This window comes from Nitrospira sp. CMX1 (genome assembly GCF_054902215.1).
The window spans coordinates 41,153-62,607 of sequence record NZ_JBUBKD010000047.1; the positions used below are offsets into that span (position 1 = coordinate 41,153).

23 protein-coding genes and 3 pseudogenes are annotated in these 21,455 nt (G+C 55.2%); 20 read left to right on the forward strand and 6 right to left on the reverse strand.

Translation table 11 applies throughout. The features are described from left to right. Positions 1 to 129: 129 nt before the first annotated feature. The 4 genes from ACYX34_RS12850 to ACYX34_RS12865 form a co-directional block, all read right to left on the reverse strand. Complete coding sequence (locus ACYX34_RS12850; protein WP_462076965.1) at positions 130 to 366, reverse strand: hypothetical protein; 237 nt, start codon at positions 364 to 366, stop codon at positions 130 to 132. A gap of 374 nt (positions 367 to 740) precedes the next feature. Continuing rightward, positions 741 to 1,655, reverse strand: a complete 915-nt coding sequence (locus ACYX34_RS12855; protein ID WP_462076966.1) for a nucleotidyl transferase AbiEii/AbiGii toxin family protein — start codon at positions 1,653 to 1,655, stop codon at positions 741 to 743. After that, positions 1,655 to 2,263 carry a type IV toxin-antitoxin system AbiEi family antitoxin domain-containing protein gene (locus ACYX34_RS12860; RefSeq protein ID WP_462076967.1) on the reverse strand — a complete coding sequence of 203 codons (609 nt, stop codon included), beginning with the start codon at positions 2,261 to 2,263 and terminating at the stop codon, positions 1,655 to 1,657. The genes ACYX34_RS12855 and ACYX34_RS12860 overlap by 1 nt, the downstream gene beginning before the upstream one ends. A 691-nt stretch (positions 2,264 to 2,954) precedes the next feature. Then, positions 2,955 to 3,461, reverse strand: a complete 507-nt coding sequence (locus tag ACYX34_RS12865) for a JAB domain-containing protein (RefSeq protein WP_462076968.1) — start codon at positions 3,459 to 3,461, stop codon at positions 2,955 to 2,957. A 798-nt stretch (positions 3,462 to 4,259) separates the two neighbouring features. On the opposite strand from ACYX34_RS12865, the pseudogene ACYX34_RS12870 reads away from it, so the two are divergent. The 9 genes and pseudogenes from ACYX34_RS12870 to ACYX34_RS12910 all read left to right on the forward strand — a co-directional run. Next, positions 4,260 to 4,481 (forward strand): annotated as a pseudogene (locus tag ACYX34_RS12870) (transposase); the annotation flags it as partial. Between the two features lie 63 nt (positions 4,482 to 4,544). Then, a pseudogene (locus tag ACYX34_RS12875) lies at positions 4,545 to 5,066 on the forward strand (IS3 family transposase); the annotation flags it as partial. Between the two features lie 265 nt (positions 5,067 to 5,331). Further along, positions 5,332 to 5,847, forward strand: coding sequence for a hypothetical protein (locus ACYX34_RS12880; protein ID WP_462076969.1), 516 nt, complete (start codon positions 5,332 to 5,334; stop codon positions 5,845 to 5,847). Between the two features lie 34 nt (positions 5,848 to 5,881). Next, entirely contained in the window at positions 5,882 to 6,874 is a 993-nt protein-coding gene (locus tag ACYX34_RS12885) for a DUF3179 domain-containing protein (protein ID WP_462076970.1), read from the forward strand. A gap of 255 nt (positions 6,875 to 7,129) precedes the next feature. Then, positions 7,130 to 7,810, forward strand: a complete 681-nt coding sequence (locus ACYX34_RS12890) for a tetratricopeptide repeat protein (RefSeq protein WP_462076971.1) — start codon at positions 7,130 to 7,132, stop codon at positions 7,808 to 7,810. Positions 7,811 to 7,923: 113 nt separating this feature from the next. After that, positions 7,924 to 8,118, forward strand: a complete 195-nt coding sequence (locus ACYX34_RS12895; protein WP_462076972.1) for an NAD(P)H-hydrate epimerase — start codon at positions 7,924 to 7,926, stop codon at positions 8,116 to 8,118. After that, positions 8,051 to 8,911 (forward strand): TVP38/TMEM64 family protein, encoded by an 861-nt coding sequence (locus ACYX34_RS12900; protein WP_462076973.1) that lies wholly within the window; start codon positions 8,051 to 8,053, stop codon positions 8,909 to 8,911. The genes ACYX34_RS12895 and ACYX34_RS12900 overlap by 68 nt, the downstream gene beginning before the upstream one ends. Positions 8,912 to 9,187: 276 nt before the next feature. After that, the gene (locus ACYX34_RS12905) at positions 9,188 to 9,373 is read left to right on the forward strand and encodes a DUF2934 domain-containing protein (RefSeq protein WP_462076974.1); all 186 of its coding nucleotides are present in this window, start codon (positions 9,188 to 9,190) and stop codon (positions 9,371 to 9,373) included. Between the two features lie 689 nt (positions 9,374 to 10,062). Then, positions 10,063 to 11,160, forward strand: a complete 1,098-nt coding sequence (locus ACYX34_RS12910) for a transporter (protein ID WP_462076975.1) — start codon at positions 10,063 to 10,065, stop codon at positions 11,158 to 11,160. 97 nt (positions 11,161 to 11,257) lie between these two features. Here the strand turns inward: ACYX34_RS12910 and ACYX34_RS12915 are convergent, their stop codons facing one another. Beyond that, positions 11,258 to 11,959 carry a Crp/Fnr family transcriptional regulator gene (locus tag ACYX34_RS12915; protein ID WP_462076976.1) on the reverse strand — a complete coding sequence of 234 codons (702 nt, stop codon included), beginning with the start codon at positions 11,957 to 11,959 and terminating at the stop codon, positions 11,258 to 11,260. A gap of 242 nt (positions 11,960 to 12,201) precedes the next feature. On the opposite strand from ACYX34_RS12915, the gene ACYX34_RS12920 reads away from it, so the two are divergent. From ACYX34_RS12920 to ACYX34_RS12930, 3 genes are read left to right on the forward strand one after another with little or no spacing between them, the layout of a single operon-like run. Beyond that, positions 12,202 to 13,053: a TVP38/TMEM64 family protein gene (locus ACYX34_RS12920; RefSeq protein ID WP_462076977.1), complete on the forward strand. Its 852-nt coding sequence runs from the start codon at positions 12,202 to 12,204 to the stop codon at positions 13,051 to 13,053. 42 nt (positions 13,054 to 13,095) lie between these two features. After that, the gene (locus ACYX34_RS12925) at positions 13,096 to 14,679 is read left to right on the forward strand and encodes a mercuric reductase (protein ID WP_462076978.1); all 1,584 of its coding nucleotides are present in this window, start codon (positions 13,096 to 13,098) and stop codon (positions 14,677 to 14,679) included. Positions 14,680 to 14,735: 56 nt separating this feature from the next. Then, positions 14,736 to 15,503: a DUF3047 domain-containing protein gene (locus ACYX34_RS12930; RefSeq protein ID WP_462076979.1), complete on the forward strand. Its 768-nt coding sequence runs from the start codon at positions 14,736 to 14,738 to the stop codon at positions 15,501 to 15,503. Positions 15,504 to 15,559: 56 nt separating this feature from the next. On the opposite strand, the gene ACYX34_RS12935 is transcribed toward ACYX34_RS12930, so the two are convergent. Next, on the reverse strand, positions 15,560 to 16,000 hold the full coding sequence (locus ACYX34_RS12935) for a winged helix-turn-helix transcriptional regulator (protein ID WP_462076980.1): 441 nt from the start codon (positions 15,998 to 16,000) through the stop codon (positions 15,560 to 15,562). A 119-nt stretch (positions 16,001 to 16,119) separates the two neighbouring features. Between ACYX34_RS12935 and ACYX34_RS12940 the strand changes: the two genes are divergently transcribed. The 8 genes and pseudogenes from ACYX34_RS12940 to ACYX34_RS12975 form a co-directional block, all read left to right on the forward strand. Continuing rightward, positions 16,120 to 16,545, forward strand: a complete 426-nt coding sequence (locus tag ACYX34_RS12940) for a DUF1761 domain-containing protein (RefSeq protein WP_462076981.1) — start codon at positions 16,120 to 16,122, stop codon at positions 16,543 to 16,545. Continuing rightward, entirely contained in the window at positions 16,535 to 16,912 is a 378-nt protein-coding gene (locus ACYX34_RS12945; protein WP_462076982.1) for a TfoX/Sxy family protein, read from the forward strand. The genes ACYX34_RS12940 and ACYX34_RS12945 overlap by 11 nt, the downstream gene beginning before the upstream one ends. Before the next feature lie 94 nt (positions 16,913 to 17,006). Next, positions 17,007 to 17,585 carry a TetR/AcrR family transcriptional regulator gene (locus ACYX34_RS12950; protein WP_462076983.1) on the forward strand — a complete coding sequence of 193 codons (579 nt, stop codon included), beginning with the start codon at positions 17,007 to 17,009 and terminating at the stop codon, positions 17,583 to 17,585. A gap of 78 nt (positions 17,586 to 17,663) precedes the next feature. Beyond that, positions 17,664 to 18,533 (forward strand): hypothetical protein, encoded by an 870-nt coding sequence (locus ACYX34_RS12955; RefSeq protein ID WP_462076984.1) that lies wholly within the window; start codon positions 17,664 to 17,666, stop codon positions 18,531 to 18,533. 80 nt (positions 18,534 to 18,613) lie between these two features. Continuing rightward, entirely contained in the window at positions 18,614 to 19,174 is a 561-nt protein-coding gene (locus tag ACYX34_RS12960; protein WP_462076985.1) for a carboxymuconolactone decarboxylase family protein, read from the forward strand. Positions 19,175 to 19,255: 81 nt separating this feature from the next. Beyond that, positions 19,256 to 19,936 carry a DUF2461 domain-containing protein gene (locus tag ACYX34_RS12965; RefSeq protein ID WP_462076986.1) on the forward strand — a complete coding sequence of 227 codons (681 nt, stop codon included), beginning with the start codon at positions 19,256 to 19,258 and terminating at the stop codon, positions 19,934 to 19,936. A gap of 395 nt (positions 19,937 to 20,331) precedes the next feature. After that, the gene (locus tag ACYX34_RS12970; protein ID WP_462076987.1) at positions 20,332 to 20,934 is read left to right on the forward strand and encodes a hypothetical protein; all 603 of its coding nucleotides are present in this window, start codon (positions 20,332 to 20,334) and stop codon (positions 20,932 to 20,934) included. A 145-nt stretch (positions 20,935 to 21,079) separates the two neighbouring features. Beyond that, positions 21,080 to 21,412, forward strand: a pseudogene (locus ACYX34_RS12975) (DUF3047 domain-containing protein); the annotation flags it as partial. Positions 21,413 to 21,455 lie beyond the last annotated feature (43 nt).

Below are 21,455 nucleotides of genomic sequence, written 5' to 3' on the forward strand. Positions count from 1 at the left end.
AAGAGCATATCGAACAACGTTTTCATGCGCCTCATGATGCCGAGATTGCTCTCCCTCGTCAAGCAGTCAAACCGGGAAAGCGTACTCCAGCGTAGTGGGCTATCTGCGAGAAAGAGGGACTCCAGGCCCCTACTTCTTGGCCACAGACGATTCAATAGTGTCCGGCAATCCCAGCTCCCGAAGGACAACCTTGGTCTCATCAACCTTCTGAGTTGAGATACCGCCTTCGGAGTTAACTTCGACCCATAGCGTCAATTTCAGACCCATGCCGGCTGTGAATTTCGACAGCACTTTTGTATAAAAATTCATCCACTTTTGAGCCGGAGTGTCACCGCTCCAGGCGATTTTCGCCAGGCTGGAAGTCACCTACATATTCCGCTGAATCCGGCCACCCTTTAGCCCCCTCTCCACGACGCAGGACGTCAATAGTCTCTCTGTAGAAGCCAACCTCCGTACGGCCTGTTGACCAGGGGGATTGCAAAAGAGGTCGGGATGGTGTTCTGACGGGCAGACCGAAGATTGGTGAAAGATTCTCATGCCAGACCGTCTTCATCTTGCTGCCAGAGCCCCTGCTGCTCAGCCCCTCAATCACCACAACGAACAGCTACTACTGATTGGAAATCCTGCAACCTGGCTCCCTCTTCTATCGTTCCACTTACATGATGTATGAAGCTCTTTTCTCGCCCGACACCGTCTCCATGATCTGTTCTGATGTGTGGCCCGAACGTTGAGCCACGACGTCACGTCCAGGGCCCGCCGACTGGCCAATGACAGTGAAACATCGCCCTCTTGGCAACCGCTCGCATGGGAGGCAGGAGAAAACCTCGAAGTAGTTCCAGGACCTCACTGAGTGACACCTGTTGCGCCACAAGATGGCCTTTCCGAACAAAGGCCTTCCACTGCTGTTGTTTAATGGGATCCTTCACAAAGCGATCTGTCAAAGCGGTGGGGATTTCATCCGGAAATGTCGTCTGTCGCCGTGTAAACGTGGCCTGGAGCGCTTGGCTCAAGACAGAACCATCAAATGGACGCGCGTTGGCCAGCAGCCAAATGTCATAAAAATCCTTCATGCGGCTATTCGCTGAATCCAGAATCACCATCGCCTGAAATTTCTCCGCGATCGCACTCTCAGGAGAGTACGCCAGAAGATGGGGTGACGGAAAATCCAGTAACGCTGGAAAATCAATCGGAATCGGCCCTGGAACGATGACGTCACCAAACCCTACATCCACCTGCATGTTGAGCCGCATCTTTCCGATATGGGCAATGAAGGTGACACGGATGCCCCCGTACTGATCCTCAAGACGAATGGGCTGGACTCGCACGGTTGCGGCTTCGAAAAGGCATCCGTCATCCAGCACATTTTGGACACACACGTCCTTGATGACCTGCGCCAGCTCCTCCTGGGATAGCGCCTGCCGCCCCATCAGATCGACATCGATCGTCGGACGCGACAGAGGCGCATCCCAGAGCCGAAGCATGAGCGCCCCCTTGAGATAAAACCGGGTGGCATGCGGCGATTGACTGAGGCGGAAGAGGAATCGTTCAATGGCAAAATACTGGAGCAACTCTTGAAGAGGCCGGTCCTGCTCCTTGGCTTGATTGAGCAACCGCTGATGAATCGATGCCGGAAGATTGGACAGAGGTCCGGCCATTATGTCAACGCCTCCAGATACGGGCGCATGACGCGTTCAACTCGGCAGAGGCGGGCATACCGAAGCAGCCCACGGGGCGTCACGCGCTTCCGCTCACGAGCCAGTCGCAGCGCCTCGACGGCCACATCAATGCCGATTTTGTTCCGAAACTTAAAGCAGTCCACCACTGTCTTTTCTGGGCCATAGACGCGAAGCGAGACCCCATCGATGGAATGCGTTTCGATCCCTTCAGCGTACGCGGCACCCGTCATCAGAAACACACGAAGCGGAGGGTGATCGAGCCGTGGATACCGGGTCCGCCGAGGCAGCGCAATGTGGACTTCGTGTGGAATTTGGGTGGTGAGATCATGGAAGGACAGCGCCGAGATGAGACAAATCACCGCCTGAGGGACTCGACGCGCCACGACCAGGAGATCCGGATGGCTCGGCTCCGGCAGTTCGGCCAGCCGGTACACTCCCCGGGTCACAGAGACAAGCCGCCCGGCGTCACGAAGGCGATAGAGAATGCGTGGATGGATCCCCAGCTTCAGCGCCTGAGCGGTCCGAAGCACACCTCGATGGCGGCGGAAAACAGCTTCAGCTCGACGTTCCAGGTCAACGCGCTTCATATGTCTGGATACTTATGCATGCACTTACAGATAAATGCAAACAATTGTATCCGCCCAATCACCCGTCCGAAAGTCGCATGACATCAAGCGAGCGATCACGCGAGCTTGGCTATCTTGGATAATAATAATCCCATCCCAACGTTGAAAGAGGCTCACAACAAGCTCTGCCTTTCTGACCACTCATTGCATCGCCCTAAACAGCATCCGATCAGCCAGCAGGTCGCTTGTGCTTGCTAGAGGTACCCGACCACTTTGAGTTGTCCATTAGGACATATTGTTATACACCCCTGGTGTTCATCATCTGGCACGTGCTCTGATGACGCCCCCCCCTCACACGGCTTATCCGGCAGAGAGGAATGCCATTCGGGACATGTTGACTTCCGATAAATAGCCTGTCCCATTTTTCTGCCCTGGAGCCTTCGAGATGGGCAACCCTTTATATCTTTTGGACCCTTTGCTTCTTCTCCATTGATTGTGCACCACTGAAGAGGTTGAGCTATTGACCTTATCTATCAAGCGATAGAAGCTTCTCGCAGTGGTCAAGTTGATGCGGTTTCGGTCCAGGATAAAGGCGAGGCCTCGGGTTGCAGAATACCGATATTTGCTGGAGAAATCACGGGCACACATACGGTTTCCCCAAGCTGGAGAGCACCTCATGAGCTGATAATTGTTTCGGCAAATAGAGAGCTGACTATATCGGCCAGCCTTGATCCGCAAAGCTGAAACAGGTCTCTTCGGCGAGAATGAGGTGATCCAACAGATTGAGGCCTAGCAGCTGACCGGCTTCTCGCAGCCGTTTCGTCAGCGCACGATCTTCTTGGCTCGGCGTCACGTCACCGGACGGATGGTTATGCGCACAGATCCATCCCGCAGCATTCATCAGGATCAACGGCTTGAAGACCTCACGAGGATGGACGATCGCCACTGTCAATGAGCCAACCGACACCAGGTTGATCCCGATCACACGATTCTTTGCATCCAGCCCGACAACGAGGAAATGCTCTCGATCAAGGCCAGAAAGGTGTGGGCGCAAGAGTGACGCAGCAGCCGTTGAATTGTGAACCATCACATATTCTTCTCCTGCCTCTTCACAGACTAATGTGACTCGATACCGAGGCGCTCGATAGGCAAGAGCCAATTCTGGCTGTTCGAAACGCCGTTTCGCTTTGACTGTCTGCTGCTTCAGAGTCTGTTGCATCGCTGTTTCTCCTTGCTTGATTGTTGTCCCACCCCGCACAACACCCGGGGGTGGGACACACAAGGAGAACGCGAGCACAGCGCTCTCGCAGCGGATAGGCGTGGACGGCTTTCTCGCGGGAAGGCCTGTGCCGATGCTCCTCAGCGATGGCGAGCCACCAGAGAACGCTAAAGAGGAGAAAGCTACGTGATATTCAACTCAGCTTGGGCAAGGAGGGCTTCTTTCTTTTCTGGCCATTCTTGACACGGGCCCAATACCACGCGGCGGGACTGGCACCATGAGTTTTCGGCAGACCTCTCCCAGCATCACACCCGAAATGCTATACGACTTCGAGACCTCAGAGACCGGTCTGGACCGCACTTGATCGTAGAGGGCTGTCCGATCATAGCCCCTCAAGAGCCGTGCCACTTCGTCCTTTCGTCGCTCCGGATCACTGATAGGTTTTTTCCAGAGCCCCAACGTGAGCACCCGCGCTTACATATTGGGTGTCCGGATGAGTTCTTGGTACGTTTCCGGCCCGCAGATCTCTGGTCGCTTGAGCCGTGACATGATCGTCTTCAGTTCATAACTTGAAAAGAGATCGCCGAATGTCACTGAGTCGCCGAAAATCGCTATCTTCCCATCGGATTTTGCAATCGAGAAGTGCCCCAATAACTCCCCTCCCTCTCAGGCTAATAAATGGCAACGGAGTGGCCACCCACCAGAGCTGGGAAGATAGAATTGACCTAAGGAAGGTCTGATTTATTCTTCTCGCGGGATGTGCTACCGGTAGCGCAGTACTGAACGGGGGGCGCCCCCATGCACCAACAGACGTTTGCCGAGGTCACATTCGAACAGTATCTCAAACCCACCCGTCGCGAGCAGTTCCTCAACGAAATGAATCGTGTGGCGCCCTGGGCGGACTTGGTGGCGGTGATTGAGCCGGTCTATCCCAAGGCTGAGGGGCCCGGGCGTCCACCGGTCGGCGTCGAACGCATGCTGCGCCTCCATTGTCTGCAACAGTGGTTCAATCTGTCAGATCCAGGACGGCGTGTAAGCTCCCCTGAGCAGTAGACACGCAATAAGGAGAACGTTCTGGCGCGTCACGTGCGCACCTGGGAAGGCTGGCTCTATCTGGCCGTCGTGATGGACCTGTACTCTCGCCGCATTGTTGACTGGGCTCCCAAGCCCACGCTGGCTCAAGAGCTCGTGCTGGACGCACTTCTCATGGCGGTGCGCTGACGCAAACCTCAGCCTGTCCTGATTCACTCCGATCAAGGGTCGCAATTTGGTAGTGATGCGTGGCGGCGCTTCTGCCGGGCGCATCACCTGGAGCCCAGCATGAGCCGACGTGGCAACTGCTGGGACAACGCGGTGGCCATATCATTTTTCAGCAGCTTGAAGAAGGAGCGGATCAAGAAGCGCATCTACATCACCTGGGCGAAGGCGACGGCCGAGATCGACGCGTACATCGAGACCTTCTATCATCGCACCCGGCGTCACAGCCATCTCCGCGAGGTCAGTCCGGAGGCCTTGAAGCCATTGCGAGTCAAGCTTACTGAGGTGTCCGCAAAAGTCTGGGAAGTCCAATTTCTGCCTTGTGATCCAGCTTACAGATTCCCCTGAACAGACCGGCCTATGCTGCGCTCATGCGGCGAGTCGATTTCTACTTCCACAACAGCTGCCTGTCACAGCAGTCGATCATGCAACTCGCGAGAGAGGTGGAAACGGCATATCCAGAATGGACAGTGACCGTTCACCCCCTTTGGGATGATGAAGTAAAGGCGATGGGCTTCAACGCTCTGCCGGCTATCACGATCAACGGTGTGCCAACTGTTTTCGGCACACCGAGCAGGGAATGGCTCCTGGAGACCATTCGGATGTGCAACCTATGAATAAGACGGCAAATGCACAGAGGGTGGAGTCCGTCAACTCCTCGTGTTCCCAGACAGCAGTCGAGCAGTCAGAACGGTCCCATTACGATGCTGAACGCTCGCGCTACCTGACCGCACAGACGGTCTTGAGTGAGATTACCGGGACATTGGGAACTACGTTCATACCCGACTTGTTTGCCGGGCTGGAGAGAAAGCCAGCCTATCTCGAGGCGACTTGGGAACTCTTCAGGGACGAGGTCAGTCTTGAAGCCCTTGACGCTCAAACCAGGCGAATCGTGGCGTTGGCCATCACCACGAACGAGAGTGGCACGTACCAGATTGCCGCATTACCGCATGCCTTCCGGCTGAGTCCTGTGGGCCCAAGACGATGCGAGACCATTGAATCGATCATTCGAATGATTCACGCTTTCGAGTGCTATCTGTTCGACGTTGCGCCTGTTCACGCCCCGGCAATACCAACATCCGGAATGACTGTTGTGCCCACTCTTCATATGACGAGACGACCGAAATGAGTCATGTGTTTGAGTAATAGATTGTGGGGCACTGATGACGGGAAATTCGTCCCTAACGAATGCTTGGTGGCTGCGCCTCACCTCTCCACAGTGGCGCTGGGTCTTGCTTCTCACCGGAGGCGCCGTACTGATTCTCGCCGCCTGGCTGGGATTCAGAAAGATCCCGACCACTACCTTCGATCTGACACGTCATATCGTCCCACTGGATCAGCTCGTTGACGGGGGCCCCGGGAAGGACGGGATACCAGCCATCCTGAATCCGAAGTTCGTTTCGGCAACAGACGCCACGTTTCTCCGCGATGACAATCGAGTGCTGGGACTCCAAGCCAGTCCAGAGGCAAAGGCGTACCCGGTAAAAATTCTCAACTGGCATGAAATTGTCAACGACGTGATCGGCGGGAAGGCCGTCGTCGTCACCTATTGCCCTCTCTGCGGTACCGGCATGGCCTTCGAGGCTGAGGCACAGGGGCAGCGACATACCTTCGGTGTCTCCGGCCTGCTCTATCAAAGCGACCTGCTCATGTACGACCATCAGACGGAGAGCCTCTGGTCACAAGTCGGCATGCATGCGGTTGCAGGCCCGCTGACTGGAAAGAAGCTCTCGCCGATTGTCCTGGAACATACGACGTGGGGGGAATGGCGTACCACCCATCCTTCGACAGTCGTCCTATCGACACAAACCGGCTCGGTCCGAGACTATGATCGCAATCCCTACGCAGGATATGACGAAAGTTCCGAGTTGTTTTTCGACACGACCCATTTCGACTCGCGCTATCACCCGAAGGAATGGGTGGTCGGCATCGAGATCGACGGCGTCACCAAAGCCTATCCCTTTCCGGAACTGATAAAAGTGTCGTCACCCGTAGCCGACCAGGTGAACGGGCGGCGGATAACCGTGCGCTTCAACGCACAGTCCCGCAGTGCTTCGGTGATTGACGAACAGGGGAAGCCGATCCCCACCGTGATGGCTTTCTGGTTTGCATGGTACGCGTTTCACCCGGGCACACAGGTGTTTACTCCTCCTTGAGGAGTGAAGCTCTGCTGAAACGACATCCAAAGCAGACACCAGGCATCACCCCGTTGAGAAATCAGACGATCAGCCGTACCTGCTTTGTCATTTCGAACGGAGTGAGAAATTTTGAAACGGGAGTGCAGATCAGATTTTTCATTTGGCCGAAATGTCACAGAACAAGAGCCATTGTTTCCACTGAGGAATTCGCGATTGTTGAGCAACTCCAAGAAACCTGACCGACTTCAGGCAGGTGACCGACAGGAGTTCGATATGATGAAATTTCACATTGCCGCATCGGCGTTTGCGGGACTGTCTCTGATCAGTGTCGGGTGTGCGCCCCGCTTGGACGTATCAAGTCCCGACCAACTCGTGATTCATCGTGGGGAGACAATCGTCATCTACGGCCCACACGAAGTAGCCAACTTGCATAACAAACTGGGGGCGCTGCTGTTTTTGCTGGGAGATCTCCCCAAAGCCTCCGAGGAGCTTCGAGCGGCGATTCGACTCGATCCAGAAAGCCCTACCCCACATAATTATTTGGGGATGGTCCTGCATACCCAAGGGAATTACGTTGGTGCTATTGGGGAGTTCTCCACCGCCGTCCGCTTGAGCCCGAACAATGCCGTAGCCAAGAGCAATCTCGGCTTCGCCTTGTTCGAACTCGGGGAATTGGAGTCTGCCATCGTGCAATGGCAGACCGCGGTGAGCCAGGATGCTTCCATCGCCAGTGCCTGGGCTGGCCTGGGGCTAGGATGCTTCTCCTCTGGCTCCGTCGACAAGGCGCTCCAAAACTACCGCCAGGCGATTCGCTTGGATCCTAGCTATGGGGATGTGAATTATCTTCGTCTCATTCGTCGTTGGAACGGAGGGCTACTGCGGGGTGCTGTTGCCATTATGCATCTCCTAGAGACGCGGCAGGCGATCTCTGCGGAAACGGCGGTATCTGAATGACACGAGCCTGGGGAATCCTTATCCTGATCATCGGCGCGCGGTTGCTGATATAGCGAATGACGGCTGGAGTGAACAGCCTGCGATTTTTCAGGGGCGCAGCTTTCGGTCTACACATGGCAAAGAAGTCGATACAGCGATCCTTGAGCGTGGAACCAGTTGATCTGATCCGCAACAGCCTGATCGAGTACGGATTCCGTTCTGCCACCATGAGTCCGGTCGCTCAATTGATTCAGTGGGCAAATGGTACAGAAGCGCCGATTCTGGCACTCGACGTTCCGTCTGGATTGGACTCCACTGGAGTCTTTTGAGGATACGGTAGAGCGCATGGCGGCTACACAGACCGGTTGGCTGAAACTGGGAGCACTTCTTGTCGTCGTTGCCGGCGCCTACGCGGCGGCATCCTGGCTTGACCTCGGAGAACTGCTGAAGCCGGAGCAGGTAGCCGACCAATTACGCAAAGCCGGCCCCTTCGGGCCGATCTTGTTCATGGCGCTGATGGTGACCGCCGTTGTCATCAGCCCGCTTCCCGATCTGCCCCTGGTCATCGCCGGCGGCGCCGCATTCGGGACAACAATGGGAACGGCCTATTCGGTGATCGGCGCGGAGATCGGCGCGATCGTAAGCTTTCTCATCGGACGAACACTGGGGCAGGAGATCCTAACCAAACTGCTGCGTGCCAATGTTGTGTTTTGCGAACGATGTTCGGACCGCCATCTGGCGATCTTCGTATTCTTGTCTCGATTGATCCCGCTGTTTTCTTTTGATCTGATCAGTTACGGTGCCGGCTTGACGAACATGTCTCTTAGGACATTCGCCCTGGTTACTTTCGCTGGGATGATTCCACCGACTTTCGCGTTGACCTACGCAGGCAGTACCGTGATCTCTGGGGAGTGGCTGTTGATCGTGCTGGGCCTGGGCATGGTGGTCGTGTTCCTGCTCGTCCCAAAGCTGGTCCTTCGATACCCCACCGCTCGCTGGGTTCGTCTCTTGCGTGGCGATATGCCGGTCGCGACACCCCTCCCCATTCTTCCCGTTCAGCCAGTAACTTCTGGTCCTGACAGTTCTTCACGATGCGACTCCTGCGGAGGACCCTTGAGCTAAGGTTGTCGGTGGGCTCCGTTCCTGCTTCATCAGACAGTCCTTGACTACACTCGCCCCTCTCCACTGTCGGCGCTTCCCTACTCTGCACACCCTGCCCCCGACAGCCATCGATTCGGCAAACCGTTCTGCAGGCCACCTCGATGCGCGCACCGAACTCTTCCGTTGGTGAAATCTTGTGGTGGTTGTGAGGTGGCTTACAGCGGTGGCTTGAAAAAGCTGGCAAAAAGATAAGTAAGCGGAAACATCCCGACCACCCGACACCAAGAAGGAGGGGGTATGAGCAAAGAAAAAAAAGGAGCCAACAAAGGAAACTCGTCCGAGACAAACCGTGAGGCGACTCAAGAAGAAATCCGCGCTCTCGCCTATCAACTCTTCTGTGAGTGTGGATGCGCCCATGGGCACGATGTCGAGCATTGGCTGGAAGCAGAACGACGGGTTCTCTCACAGCATCTGGGAAATTGAGGAGAAATCTCGCAGATCGTCGCCCACGAAACAATACTCGCACCGCTCTCCGCTGGCTCATGGATGGGTGTGCAAATAGGTTGCGGCTGGTCCGAAACTGTAATCCACCTCACAGTTCATTTCTTTTATCTCTCGTAGAACAGCAACAGAAACGATAAGAAGCCAATGGATTCCCTTCTCGTGAACACGCACTTTTGATAAAGGGACTCTCAGCCTATGCGCGCTCAATTCCGATTGCCTCTCATGATCCTACTGGCAGGGGTGCTGCTCACATCGATCGTTTTGGCCAGTCCTCACCTTATCGTGCACGAGTTCGATCACGGGAACCATCACTCGAACAGCCATTCGAGTCCACTCTGTGCCTGGTTCTGTGCAGCCGGTCAGGCTTTGGATACTTCCCTCTCCCCTATTGCCGCTCAGCTTGCAGAGTCAGAGGTTCTCGACTCCAATCATCAGTCCCCTACGCGGAATGTCCCGCCGTCTCACCCGTTCACCCGAGGGCCGCCCTCCGAGGTCTGATCGGTTTCAGCCACATCTGTTCATCAGCCCGATTGCGACCTCGCATGGACTCGTATCCGTGCCCCTGGCACGTCCACACAGAGAGGATCGTCAGCGGGCGCTCTCGTCATTCTCTCGGTAGGTCTTCGTGTTGACGGAAGACGTCAGCCGACTATTGAAGGAGCAATACCATGCGATTTGCTCGTCACGTGTCATTTCTCTTCTTTCTGGCACTTTCCACTTTGTTGATGAGATCCGAGGCGCCTGCCTCGTGTGGTGCCGTCAGCTGCTTTGTGGTCATCGGAGCACAGCAACAGATCCCACAACAAGGCCTGCTGACGGTGAGTGGGATCTATAACTATACTCCGATGCGGTTGCTCAGCGGCGCTACAGGGATTATTCCGGCGGCGAATCAGGCCCAGCAACGGTTGATTTTAGATCACCACCAGGAAGCTCGAACCATTACACAGACCTATACGCTCGACTTGAACTATGGCGTCACGGACCGGCTTGCCCTTCAATTGACTGTGCCGTACCTCAAGCGTAAGCATCTGCACATCGATGGCCTGGGCGAGTCGGCGACCGAGGCTGGCGAGCCGGTCAACTTTTCGGACAACGGCTTCGGCGATGTCCGGATTACCGCCAAGTACAACGTATTGCCGGCGCTGCGCCACACGGTGGTCATGGGGTTCGGCCTTGAATTACCGACCGGGGACACCCAGGCACGTGATAGTTCAGGACAGATCTTAGAATCCCCTGGGCAACTGGGGCGCGGCCAGGTTGGTCTCATCGGCTCGATCTATCAGACCTATGAGTTGATCCCTCATCGGTTGAGCCAGTTTGCCTTCGCCAGCTATCGCCATACCTTCCGCAATCGAGATGGGTATCAATTCGGAGACGAATACCAGTTCAACGCGGGAGTGAATCTGGTCACGACCCCCTGGCTTGTATTGATCAATCAATTCAACTTCCGCTATCTCACGCAGGACAACGTCACGGCCAATCTGGAGCAGTCGGCCACACCGTTTTCAGGGGAGGAACCGACGGTGATCGATCCTCGTATCCTCGATCGCCGAGTGCCGAATACCGGATCGACCTACTTTGCTTATACGCCAGGATTCCAACTCGACATTGGGCAACTCTTCACGTCTCGATATACGGAAGGGACGTCGGTGTATGTGATGGCCCAAATCCCCGTGGCGCGGGATGCCAACAACAACCTTGCGCAGGGAACCAGCTTCGTCTTTGGCATCACCCGTTCGCTTCAACTTCTGAAACCTCGATCCTAATCGTGGGCGACGGGCCCACGTCCTTGCAGGCGATGGGAGCAGACTGTGATCCCATCACCTGCGAGAAGTCGGCTGACTGAGAAGCAGAAGACAAGAGTCAGGAAGCGAGGTGAGACAGTGCGTCCGGTTTCAGAAGGGTGATCGTTCGTCCATCCATGTGGATGAGCCCTTGATCTCGAAACTGTCCCATAATGGTGCTCACGGTTTCGCGGCTGCAGCCGATCAGGTTGGCCATTTCTTGATGGGTCAACTTGGCTCTCAGACGAATCCCCTGCTTGTCCGCGACGCCATCAGTCTTCGCGACCTCACCAAGGAGGTGCGCTAGGCGGGCCGGCACATCGCGAAAGACAAGATCTTCGACGCGGCTCTGGATTTTCCTAAGCCGCAGACCGATGAGCTTGGTCAGCTTCACCGTCACGTTTGGATGCATCGCAAGGTATTGGTCGAAATCCTTGCGCGGGATCACGCAGATGAGTGTGTCATCGAGCGCTTCCGCTGAGGTCGAGCGGGGAGCATCTTCCAAAACCTCCAGCTCACCGAAGACTTCACCTGGCTCGAGAATCTCAAAGGTGACTTCTTTCCCGCTGGGGGCGGTGTTGGCAATTTTGACGCGCCCTTTTTTCAGCAAATACACACTGCTGCTTGGATCACCGGGAAGATAGAGCGGCTGTCGCTTCTTGACTTCCTCCATACGGGTAATCTTCTCCATCTCCTGCATATCGGATGAAGAGATACCGTCGAACAAGCGAATGTGCTTCAGGTACCACAGCTTATTTGTGGAGGAAGAAGGTTGTTCCATGAGACTCCCCCGTGAGTCAGAGCGATAGTCTAATGGTTCCTACCCCATGAGGCAATATGTCTCTCGATGCCATGTCTTTAGGTCGCGCTGTCTTTTCGAGAAAGGGTTAATTACCTTATGCATTCACGTGAAATAACAACGCAATCGTGGCGTGTTAGGGGGCTTTTCTCCTGGCTGTCCTCTATCTACATACTGTGACCTGGCTCACAGAATCTCAACGGCAAGGGAGGTATCGTGACGTCATGTCGAGAGGAGATGCTTCCAGAAAGCCTGATGTGCAGGAGAACCTCCATCAGGTTTCACTCAGCCATACGAAGGGAGTCTCATCGATGGAAACACTGCGTGACGACGGGCATCAGGGTGATACCACCCATCCGATCCCTGATCCCTCTGCGAAGGAATATCCTTCCGGCAAGGTCATCATCGCGGTCATGATCGGACTGGGAATCGGGGCCTTTTTCTATTTGGACCTTGGCCGGTTCTTATCGCTGGACGCCCTGAAGGAGAATCGAGATCATCTCTTGGCGTTTACGGACGCCAACTATATCGTTGCAGTCGGTATCTTCATTGTGGCCTATGCGATCGTTACCGGTTTGTCATTGCCTGGCGCGGTCATTCTGACGCTCGCCGGCGGGTTCATGTTCGGTGCCGCCCTTGGCACGCTGTTCGTGAATCTCGGGGCGACGATCGGCGCGACCCTTGCGTTTTTGACCGCCCGATATCTGTTACGGGATAGCGTGGAACAGAAATTCGGGAAGTCGCTGAGACCGTTTCAGGAAGGCTTCGCCAGGAACGCCTTCAGCTACCTGCTGACGCTGCGACTGATTCCGCTCTTTCCGTTCTTCGTGGTCAATCTGGTATCAGGACTGACCCGCGTGAGTGCCGGAACGTACATCGGAGCTACGGCGCTCGGCATCATTCCCGGTTCATTCGTCTACGCCTATGCGGGACGCCAGCTGGTGACCATTAGCTCACTCAAGGAAATCGCATCGCCCAACGTCATCGGCGCTTTTGTGCTATTGGGGCTCCTCGCTCTGGTCCCGATCGTCTATAAACGATTTGCGCCCAACAAACCAGCGGCAGAAAATACATAGGTCATCGATCAACCGATAACTCAGAACGAATGGTGCGACGCGATGATGAAGCCTCTTCCAGGAACCGTTGCCATGAGTGAGCACGAGCAATCGTTGGTTCTTCCAAATGACAAGTACAACCAGCAACTTGTCGCCAATGTCCATCCTCCCAATTGGGTCAACCCTGAGCCGACCGGTCGCTACAACATCGTGGTCATCGGCGCCGGCACGGCGGGACTGATTACGGCGGTCATTGCCGCAAGCCTGGGAGCCAAGGTTGCGTTGATCGAAAAACATCTGATGGGTGGGGACTGCCTGAATGTCGGCTGTGTACCGTCCAAAGGCGTGATCCGAGCAGCCAGGGCCTGGGCCGATCTCCGGCATGCCAAGAAGTTCGGTCTCGAGATCCCAGCCGGCGTGAAATATGACTTTGGCGTGGCGATGGCCAGGATGCGGAAACTCCGGGCGCGGATCAGTCACAACGATTCAGCTCATCGCTATGCCGAACTCGGCGTGGATGTCTTTGTTGGCAGCGGGTGCTTTCTCGGACCCGATACCATCCAGGTGGAAGGACCGGCAGGCAATCGTGTACTGACCTTTGTGAAAGCCGCTGTCTGCACCGGTGCGCGAGCATCGGCTCCTCCGACACCGGGGCTGCAGGAGGCCGGGTACTTGACGAACGACACCGTTTTTTCCCTGACGGAGCTGCCACAACGCATCGCTGTGATCGGGGCCGGTCCCATCGGATGCGAGCTGGCCCAGTCGTTTGCCCGTTTCGGAAGCCAGGTCTTCTTGGTCGAAGCGGCGCATGGCATCATGCCGAACGAGGATCGCGATGCGGCAGATATCGTCGAGCAACAGATGGTGCGCGATGGCGTGAAGCTACTGTGCTGTGGCAAGCAGTTGCAAGTCGAGAAGACAGAAAACGGCAAGCGTCTGACCGTCGGATCGCATGGCCAGCAGTATGACGTGACCGTCGACGAAATCCTGGTCGGAGTCGGACGGGCACCGATCGTGGAGGGGGTCGGGTTAGAGGCAGCGGGAGTGGACTATGACAAGAACGGGGTCAAGGTAAACGCTAGGTTACAGACGACGAATCCCAAGATTTTCGCGGCCGGAGATGTCTGCTCACACTACAAGTTCACTCATGCCGCTGATGCCATGGCACAAATCGTCATCCAGAATGCACTGTTTCCACACCCGCTTGGGTTAGGCTATGCGAGTGTCGATTCGCTGATCATGCCGTGGTGTACCTTTACCGAGCCGGAAGTTGCCCATGTCGGGATGTATGAGCATGATGCGAAGGAGAAGGGGATCGAAGTCGAAACCTATACGTACAAACTGGACGAGGTTGATCGAGCGATCCTGGATGGGGAAAACGAAGGATTTGCGAGGGTTCACATCAAAAAAGGGACGGATAGGATCCTGGGCGCGACGATCGTGGCCGCCCATGCGGGTGACATGATCAGCGAATTCTCCGTTGCCATGAAGGCGGGAGCCGGAGCCAAGACAATCGCGGCGACCATCCATCCTTATCCCACACAAGCTGAGGTCAATAAAAAAGTCGTCAATCTCTGGCGAAAAGCGCATTTCACGCAAAGGACCAAGAATCTGTTGATCAAATTGTTTACCTGGATGAGGCGATAGAGCGGCACGTCAGGACCCAAGAGGGTTCACGACGTGGCGCTGAAAGGACAAGACATATGGCACCATATCGTTCTTTCGTCATCGTTGCTCTCGCGTTGTTTGAGCTGGGTGGAATGCTCCTCGGTGATCCGAACCCGCTCCAGGCCGCTTCCCCCACCACCGTAGAGATCGGTCCCTTCTCAACAGCGGATCCGAATGGTCCGTGGCCGGATGGCTGGAAACCACTCACATTTCCTAAAATTGCCCAACACACGACGTATAGTCTCGTACACGACGGCGATCGCGTCGCCGTCAAGGCCGCCAGTCAGGCCTCCTCGTCGGGCTATACGAAAGAAATGTTGATCGATCCCAAGGTGTATCCCATCATCCAATGGCAGTGGAAAGTGTCGAATATCTTGAAGGCCGGCAATGTGGCGAAAAAAGAGGGCGATGATTATCCGGCTCGCATCTATGTCACCTTTCAATACGACAGTGCGAAAGTGGGTCTTTTCGGCAAGGCGAAGTATGAAGCAGCCAAACTCATCTATGGGCGCTATCCGCCGCTCGGCGCCATCAATTACATCTGGGAGAGTCGGGCGCCGGTGGGGATGGCTGTGCCCAACCCCTACACCGAACAGGTTCACATGATTGTGGTGGAAAGTGGACCGACTAAGCTCAACACCTGGATGACCGAAGAGCGCAACGTCTATGAAGACTACAAGCGTGCGTTCGGGGAAGAGCCCCCGATGATTTCCGGCATCGCCATCATGACAGATACCGACAACACCGGCGAATCGGCGGAAGCCTATTACGGAGACATCGTGCTCAAGAAACTGTCTCCTTGACCTACAGCGTGTTCTTCCGCTGCGTCTTTAGCTGCGAACGGCATGTCACACCGGAATTACTTCGACTCTTTGGGCTTTTTGGCTCGCAACTGAGCCAGCGTTTCTTGTATCACGGCTGATCGATCAGCCTTCAGCCGGTCAATGAAGGCCTTGGGGGCTGCGGTCTTCGGGTCATACGTGGCTCCCCAAAGAATTACCTCAAGGAGCACCGGTAACAGATCCTCCCCTTTGTTCGTCAGCTGATAGAGATACTTCTTCTGATCCTTCGGATCGACCCGTTTGGACACAATCCCCTCAGACTCAAGACGACTGAGTCGATCGGCGAGCACATTGGTCGCAATGCCTTCGCCTGAGTCCAAGAACTCGCCATAGTACCGTTTCCCCATAAAGGTCAGATCGCGAATGATCAACAACGTCCACCGATCTCCGAGGACATCGAGGGTAAATGCGATTGGACATCCAGTACGTCGGCACTTCTTGGACGACGGTTTAGCCATAGCCTCTAACATAAGTTGACTACTTGCAATATGCAAGTTGTTGCGCTACCCTCCAAATACTTGCAGTTAGCAAGTAATCTGTCAACGGCGTTCTCGCTCCACACAACAGAGGAGGGCTTATGACGAGGACATTTCTGTTGGCCACATTTGTCTATGCAGCGATCACGCTCGTGTTGGGCATGACATGGCATTTTATCCTGTTTAAAGATCTCTATGACAGCTTGGGGATCTACAATCGACAGGAGCCGATCATCCCGCTGGGATTTACGTCCATGCTCCTTCAAGGCTTGATCATCGCCTATCTTTATCCATCGTTTAACAAGGGTGGTCACCCGATCGGCCAGGGGATCAAATTCGCGCTGCTGATGGGTCTGTTCATGTTCAGCGTCTCGACACTGGCGAACGCAGCGAAGATTCACGTCGCCTCCATGTCCACATGGCTGATGATCCAGACTGCCTTTCACCTCATTCAATTCACAGTTGTCGGGGTTGGGATTGGGCTGATTTACGGTCCTGCCCCACGGGAGCACGCACATGGCCTTTGATCAGGATCTGGCCTTGCGCGTTCGTCGACTCCTGGAGAAACAGGATGGGATTTCAGAGCGAAAGATGTTTGGTGGGCTGGCGTTCTTGCTGAAGGGGAAAATGTTCTGCGGCGTGCTTGGCGGCGATCTCGTCACACGGCTCGGAGCTGAGCAAGCGCAATCGGCATTGAAACGACCACATATACGACCGATGGATTTCACCGGACGGCCAATGAAAGGATACGTTTATGTGGCCCCCGAAGGGTTGAAGACGGATCGTGCACTAGAGACCTTTCTCCGTCGGGCCATTGCTTATACTTCATCCTTGTCCGAGAAGAGCAGCGAGCCAAAGAACAAACGGACGTCCGGAACCGCTAAGACCCGCTGAACTCGTGGCTGTCGCCGAACCCTTGGCATGGCCGATGACACATAACGACTAGGAGAGACTTGCAATACTAGAATGATCGTTGTATTATTACCGCATGGGACGAATCAAGGAATATGATCGGCGGGGCGTGCTGAGCCGGGCCATCTCGGTGTTCTGGAAGAAGGGGTATGAAGCCACGTCGATGAGTGAGCTCATCAAGGAGACCGGGCTGAATAGCGCCAGCCTGTACAAAGAATTTAGGAACAAGGGTGGGTTGTACGAAACGGCTCTGGAAGAATATCGGCAACAGGAGCTGGAGCCCTTCATTAGACCGCTGATCGACGAGCCGAACATGCAGGGCATCGAGACCTTCTTGCAAGGCGTGATCAAGAACGCCACAAACCCTGATTTCAACGGGTGTCTTATGATGAATACCCTTGTAGAAAAGGAGGTGGTCAGCACGGGAGCCGTCAGGCGTGTGGAGAAGTTTTGCACCAGGTTAGAAACCATCCTTGAAGGAGCTATACGCGGCGCACAGAAATCGGGCGAGATCCCGGCTCGGAAAGACCCAGTGGCGCTCGCACATTATCTCCTTTGTCTGATCCAAGGCATGGTGCTGTATGGACGAGTCGAGGATCATAAGCCGCATATTGAAGCGATCATTAGGACCGTTAAACAGACGCTTGTGACATAATTTTTTGCCATATTATAAAACGATCATTCTAAATAAGTACATTCCCACATCACGGTTCACCACTCGCAGGAGGTTCTTATGAAAAGGGGTATCACGACATGTCTCATCCTGGCTGTAGGCATTCTGTCCGGTTGTCTCGCGGATATCAGGCCTGATTCCCTCAAATCAACTACGAGGCCTGAGGCCGACGCACGCGGGCGACAACTCCTAGCGGAAGTGATCTCCGCGCACGGAGGCCTCGAGCGCTGGAAGCAGGCCAAGACCGTGGAAGTGACGGCGCGGGACCATTGGGAGCATTGGATGGGAAGACTGATGTTCATGCCGCAGAAAGAGAGCGGACAGTTGATGCGTTGGCAGACGAGTCTCGGGGGGGACCAGGTGTCTATCGAAATGCAGGAGGGCCCCAATAAGGGTGAGAAATGGGTGATGCAGGACTGGCCCCTGTATCGGGCCGCTCCCGGTGACCAGCCTGACTATGGAGCTGGGAAGAAGATTCATTTCTATGTTGCCACCATGAACTATGCGCTGCAGTTGCCGTTCCGGAGTGCCAATGCTGAGGTCATCCGCTATGGAGGGCAAGGCTCGCTACGCGGCAAACAGTATGACCTGATTTACACCACGTGGCGTACGGCGGAGCCGCAGAAGGACACGAATCAGTATGTCCTCTGGGTCGATCCCCTGACGCATGAACTCGCGTATCTTCAACTGACCGACCGTGAATTGATGAAAGGCGCGGCCGGCATGATGGGATTCAGCGGCTGGAAAACGATCGACGGGTTCAAGATTCCGTCCCGCATCACGTCCTACCACAATGCCGAAAAGAATGTCGTGCTGCACGACCTACGCATCGAGTCAGTGGCGTTTGGCGTAGATCTGCCCCGTGAGGCACAGGCGAGCGCGCCGGCTGCAATTGCGGGTGAGTTTGGCCAGAGAAAGACACGCTTTTGAATGGCCTGAGCTATGTCAGAAACGACGTGACGGCGACGGGACATCACTTGCAGTGCCCAAGAAGAAAAGGAGAACAAGGTATGCGTCTCTTTATGAAGCACACGGATACGACTGCGCCGGAGGGCGCAGCCGCAGTGCTGGCAAAAGTGAGGGAGCGATATGGATTCATCCCCAATCTCGCCGCCACGCTCGCGGAGAGTCCGGTAACGCTCGACGCGGTGCTGAATCTGAGCGGTACGTTCGACAAGACCTCGTTCACGGAGATCGAGCGGCAGGTCATCTTGATCACGAGCAGCGTGGTGAACGGCTGTGACTATTGCAAGACCGTCCATGCTGCGCTGGGTCGGACGGCTGGAATTGACGACAAGACGCTGAAGGCACTCGTAGCGCTGACTCCGCTTTCTGACACGAAACTCAATATGCTGCGCGATTTCACCCAAGCGATGGTCGAGGAGCGAGGCCGGGTTCACGAGCAGCGGCTTCGACAATTTCTCGACGCCGGCTATACGAAGGCGCAGGTGTTCGAAGTGGTGCTGGGGATCGCCCTCAAGACCCTGACAAATTACAGCAATCATCTGACCGGCACTCGACCGAATCCCGAGTTTGTGGCGATGGCCGAACCGCGCGAGAAAGTGGCGTGATTTATTTGGAGGGGGCCTCATTTGGCACCCTCCAATCGATACGCAATCGACATGGGCTGAGTCTTACAGCCTGAGGACAAGATGCCGACACACCCGATGCAATTCCAGGGCTTCCCGAAGGAGACCTTCTCGTTTCTTTCCGACTTGTCGTCGAATAATCGCAAAGCCTGGTTTGATGCCAACAAGGACCGGTTCCGACGCGTCGTCGAGCAACCGGTACAGGAGTTTGTTTCTGCCATGTGCGCTCGGCTGATTCATGCGTTCGAGGAGATCACGCATCTGGAAGGCAAGATCTTCCGAATCCATCGAGATATTCGGTTCAGCACGGATAAGACGCCCTACAAGACCCACATTGGCATTCGCTTCAGTAACGATGCTTCCAAACACTGCGCGACACCATTTTTCTATGTTCAGCTGGAGGCGGACCAGCTCCTCTTCGCCACTGGGCAAACGGAGTTCGAAGGGACTACACTAGATCGGTATCGTGCGGCGGTGATGGATGCTGAAACGGGCCGGGTCTTAGACACTCTGGCGAAGAAGGCGCGGCGTGAGGGGGCCGGTCTACAAGGAGAACAGTTGCAAAGGGTGCCGCGAGGATACCCCGCCGACCACGTCAGAGCCGATCTCTTGCGGCTCAAAGGCCTATATGTCGAGAATTGTCTGCCTGTAAGCACGCAGATCCATGGTCCAGAATGTATCGGAATGTGCCTTGATCAATTCACGAAAGGAAAGCCGCTGTACGATTGGTTGAAGGCCCTTTAAATACCAATCTGCCGTGCATCGGCGGACCTTCGAAGGCAGCATAGCAGGGAGATCGTCGTGATACAGAGAAAGGAAGAAGCCGCTATGTTCAACGCCCTGGTAGGCCTAGTCTTCCTGCTAATGGTTGGGACGGTATACGGCGAAGAATTCCGAACCCACGATCCGCTGAAAGCGTTTGTGTACGGAGAATATTCGCTTGGCGATGACTACTTTATAAAGGGTACCGTGGACACACAACTTTTCCGGTGTATCTTAACGAAGGAAACTGATGGATTTGAGGGCGTCGCGCTGTCGGAGGTTTCGATCTGGGGGTATCGGGGACCGTGGGAAATATTCCGGAAAGAACCAACTGGCTCATATCTCTATGCAGGGACGGACCATTTGAGGAGCACTGCATGTCTGGAATCATGCCAATCCAACACCTACCTGCGAACCGGTCAGTGTCAGTGGCGGCGCGGGTGGCCTCAACAGTAATCATCGTGTGGCTAGTTGCCACCGGAAGCCTTGGATGCGCGGAACGGAGCTACCATTCTTTTGTGGCCTCCCACGATGCCATTCGCCCAGGCATGACCATTGGGGAGGCATTCGATGTAGGGTTAGCCGACTACATGGTCGGCATGGGGGTCAAAAACGTGCCGGGCGCAACACGGCCCGAGACGGGGCCGGCCAGCGACGCCTGCAAACGCCATGTGCTCGACATCTTGTATACTGCGGTATTCCCTGATCCCGCGGTGTTCCGGATCCGGGTATATTGCAACATCAATGCACCCTCGGCACTACAGGTTATCCCCGAAAACTCATTCAAGACCAAGCAGGAGTTTCTCCAGGCGCTCAACTCGATGTACGCTTCATGGGCAAAACATATGGAATTCAGAGTCGAGTCGCCTCCCCTGGAGTCGTTTGGCACTTACAACCACTATATCTTCACGACCGATCAGCAAGGACGGATCGCTTCGGTATCACCTATCCTTTCGGCTTATCCCAAGAAGCAACAGTAACAATCTCCTGCTGTGAATTGAAACGTGCAGTGATCGGCGACAAGCGACTGCGACTTCGGGGAGAGAGACCGCTCGAGTCAGAGGAACTACGGCAACGTCAACCGCTTAGCACAATGGATGTCTCAGATCACCACGCACACCCCTCCGCGCCATCAATTATACCTGGCAGCGTCGTGCTTCCGTCAGGACCGCCGTGCCGAATCCTTATACAGATCAGGTCCACATGATCGTGGTGGGGTGCGGCCCAGACAGGTTGAACACCTGGGTGACGGAGAAGCGGAATGTCTATGAAGAACACAAGCGAACCTTTGCAGAGGAGCCGCCGATGATTTCCGGGATCGCCATCATGACGGACACCGACAACACCGGCGAGTCAGCGGAAGCCCTTCTACGGAGATATTGTGCTCAAACGCAAAGCCGACTGAGTCGAATACTCGCATCGACGATGGCTGTTTATCCTGGAAGCGAGGGGTGGTAGGATTCACGGACAGCCCGTTGGATGGTGTCGATTCTATGCTGGG

What these genes read in the sequence shown, in the direction of transcription:
- ACYX34_RS12930 (WP_462076979.1), top strand. Translation starts at nt 14,736, where the DNA reads ATGGCACCATATCGTTCTTTCGTCATCGTTGCTCTCGCGTTGTTTGAG.
- ACYX34_RS12955 (WP_462076984.1), top strand. Translation starts at nt 17,664, where the DNA reads ATGAAAAGGGGTATCACGACATGTCTCATCCTGGCTGTAGGCATTCTG.
- ACYX34_RS12860 (WP_462076967.1), bottom strand. Translation starts at nt 2,263, where the DNA reads ATGAAGCGCGTTGACCTGGAACGTCGAGCTGAAGCTGTTTTCCGCCGC.
- ACYX34_RS12970 (WP_462076987.1), top strand. Translation starts at nt 20,332, where the DNA reads ATGTCTGGAATCATGCCAATCCAACACCTACCTGCGAACCGGTCAGTG.
- ACYX34_RS12935 (WP_462076980.1), bottom strand. Translation starts at nt 16,000, where the DNA reads ATGGCTAAACCGTCGTCCAAGAAGTGCCGACGTACTGGATGTCCAATC.
- ACYX34_RS12905 (WP_462076974.1), top strand. Translation starts at nt 9,188, where the DNA reads ATGAGCAAAGAAAAAAAAGGAGCCAACAAAGGAAACTCGTCCGAGACA.
- ACYX34_RS12900 (WP_462076973.1), top strand. Translation starts at nt 8,051, where the DNA reads ATGGTACAGAAGCGCCGATTCTGGCACTCGACGTTCCGTCTGGATTGG.
- ACYX34_RS12925 (WP_462076978.1), top strand. Translation starts at nt 13,096, where the DNA reads ATGATGAAGCCTCTTCCAGGAACCGTTGCCATGAGTGAGCACGAGCAA.
- ACYX34_RS12885 (WP_462076970.1), top strand. Translation starts at nt 5,882, where the DNA reads ATGACGGGAAATTCGTCCCTAACGAATGCTTGGTGGCTGCGCCTCACC.
- ACYX34_RS12915 (WP_462076976.1), bottom strand. Translation starts at nt 11,959, where the DNA reads ATGGAACAACCTTCTTCCTCCACAAATAAGCTGTGGTACCTGAAGCAC.
- ACYX34_RS12855 (WP_462076966.1), bottom strand. Translation starts at nt 1,655, where the DNA reads ATGGCCGGACCTCTGTCCAATCTTCCGGCATCGATTCATCAGCGGTTG.
- ACYX34_RS12950 (WP_462076983.1), top strand. Translation starts at nt 17,007, where the DNA reads ATGGGACGAATCAAGGAATATGATCGGCGGGGCGTGCTGAGCCGGGCC.
- ACYX34_RS12880 (WP_462076969.1), top strand. Translation starts at nt 5,332, where the DNA reads ATGAATAAGACGGCAAATGCACAGAGGGTGGAGTCCGTCAACTCCTCG.
- ACYX34_RS12865 (WP_462076968.1), bottom strand. Translation starts at nt 3,461, where the DNA reads ATGCAACAGACTCTGAAGCAGCAGACAGTCAAAGCGAAACGGCGTTTC.
- ACYX34_RS12920 (WP_462076977.1), top strand. Translation starts at nt 12,202, where the DNA reads ATGTCGAGAGGAGATGCTTCCAGAAAGCCTGATGTGCAGGAGAACCTC.
- ACYX34_RS12940 (WP_462076981.1), top strand. Translation starts at nt 16,120, where the DNA reads ATGACGAGGACATTTCTGTTGGCCACATTTGTCTATGCAGCGATCACG.
- ACYX34_RS12910 (WP_462076975.1), top strand. Translation starts at nt 10,063, where the DNA reads ATGCGATTTGCTCGTCACGTGTCATTTCTCTTCTTTCTGGCACTTTCC.
- ACYX34_RS12960 (WP_462076985.1), top strand. Translation starts at nt 18,614, where the DNA reads ATGCGTCTCTTTATGAAGCACACGGATACGACTGCGCCGGAGGGCGCA.
- ACYX34_RS12890 (WP_462076971.1), top strand. Translation starts at nt 7,130, where the DNA reads ATGATGAAATTTCACATTGCCGCATCGGCGTTTGCGGGACTGTCTCTG.
- ACYX34_RS12945 (WP_462076982.1), top strand. Translation starts at nt 16,535, where the DNA reads ATGGCCTTTGATCAGGATCTGGCCTTGCGCGTTCGTCGACTCCTGGAG.
- ACYX34_RS12895 (WP_462076972.1), top strand. Translation starts at nt 7,924, where the DNA reads ATGGCAAAGAAGTCGATACAGCGATCCTTGAGCGTGGAACCAGTTGAT.
- ACYX34_RS12965 (WP_462076986.1), top strand. Translation starts at nt 19,256, where the DNA reads ATGCCGACACACCCGATGCAATTCCAGGGCTTCCCGAAGGAGACCTTC.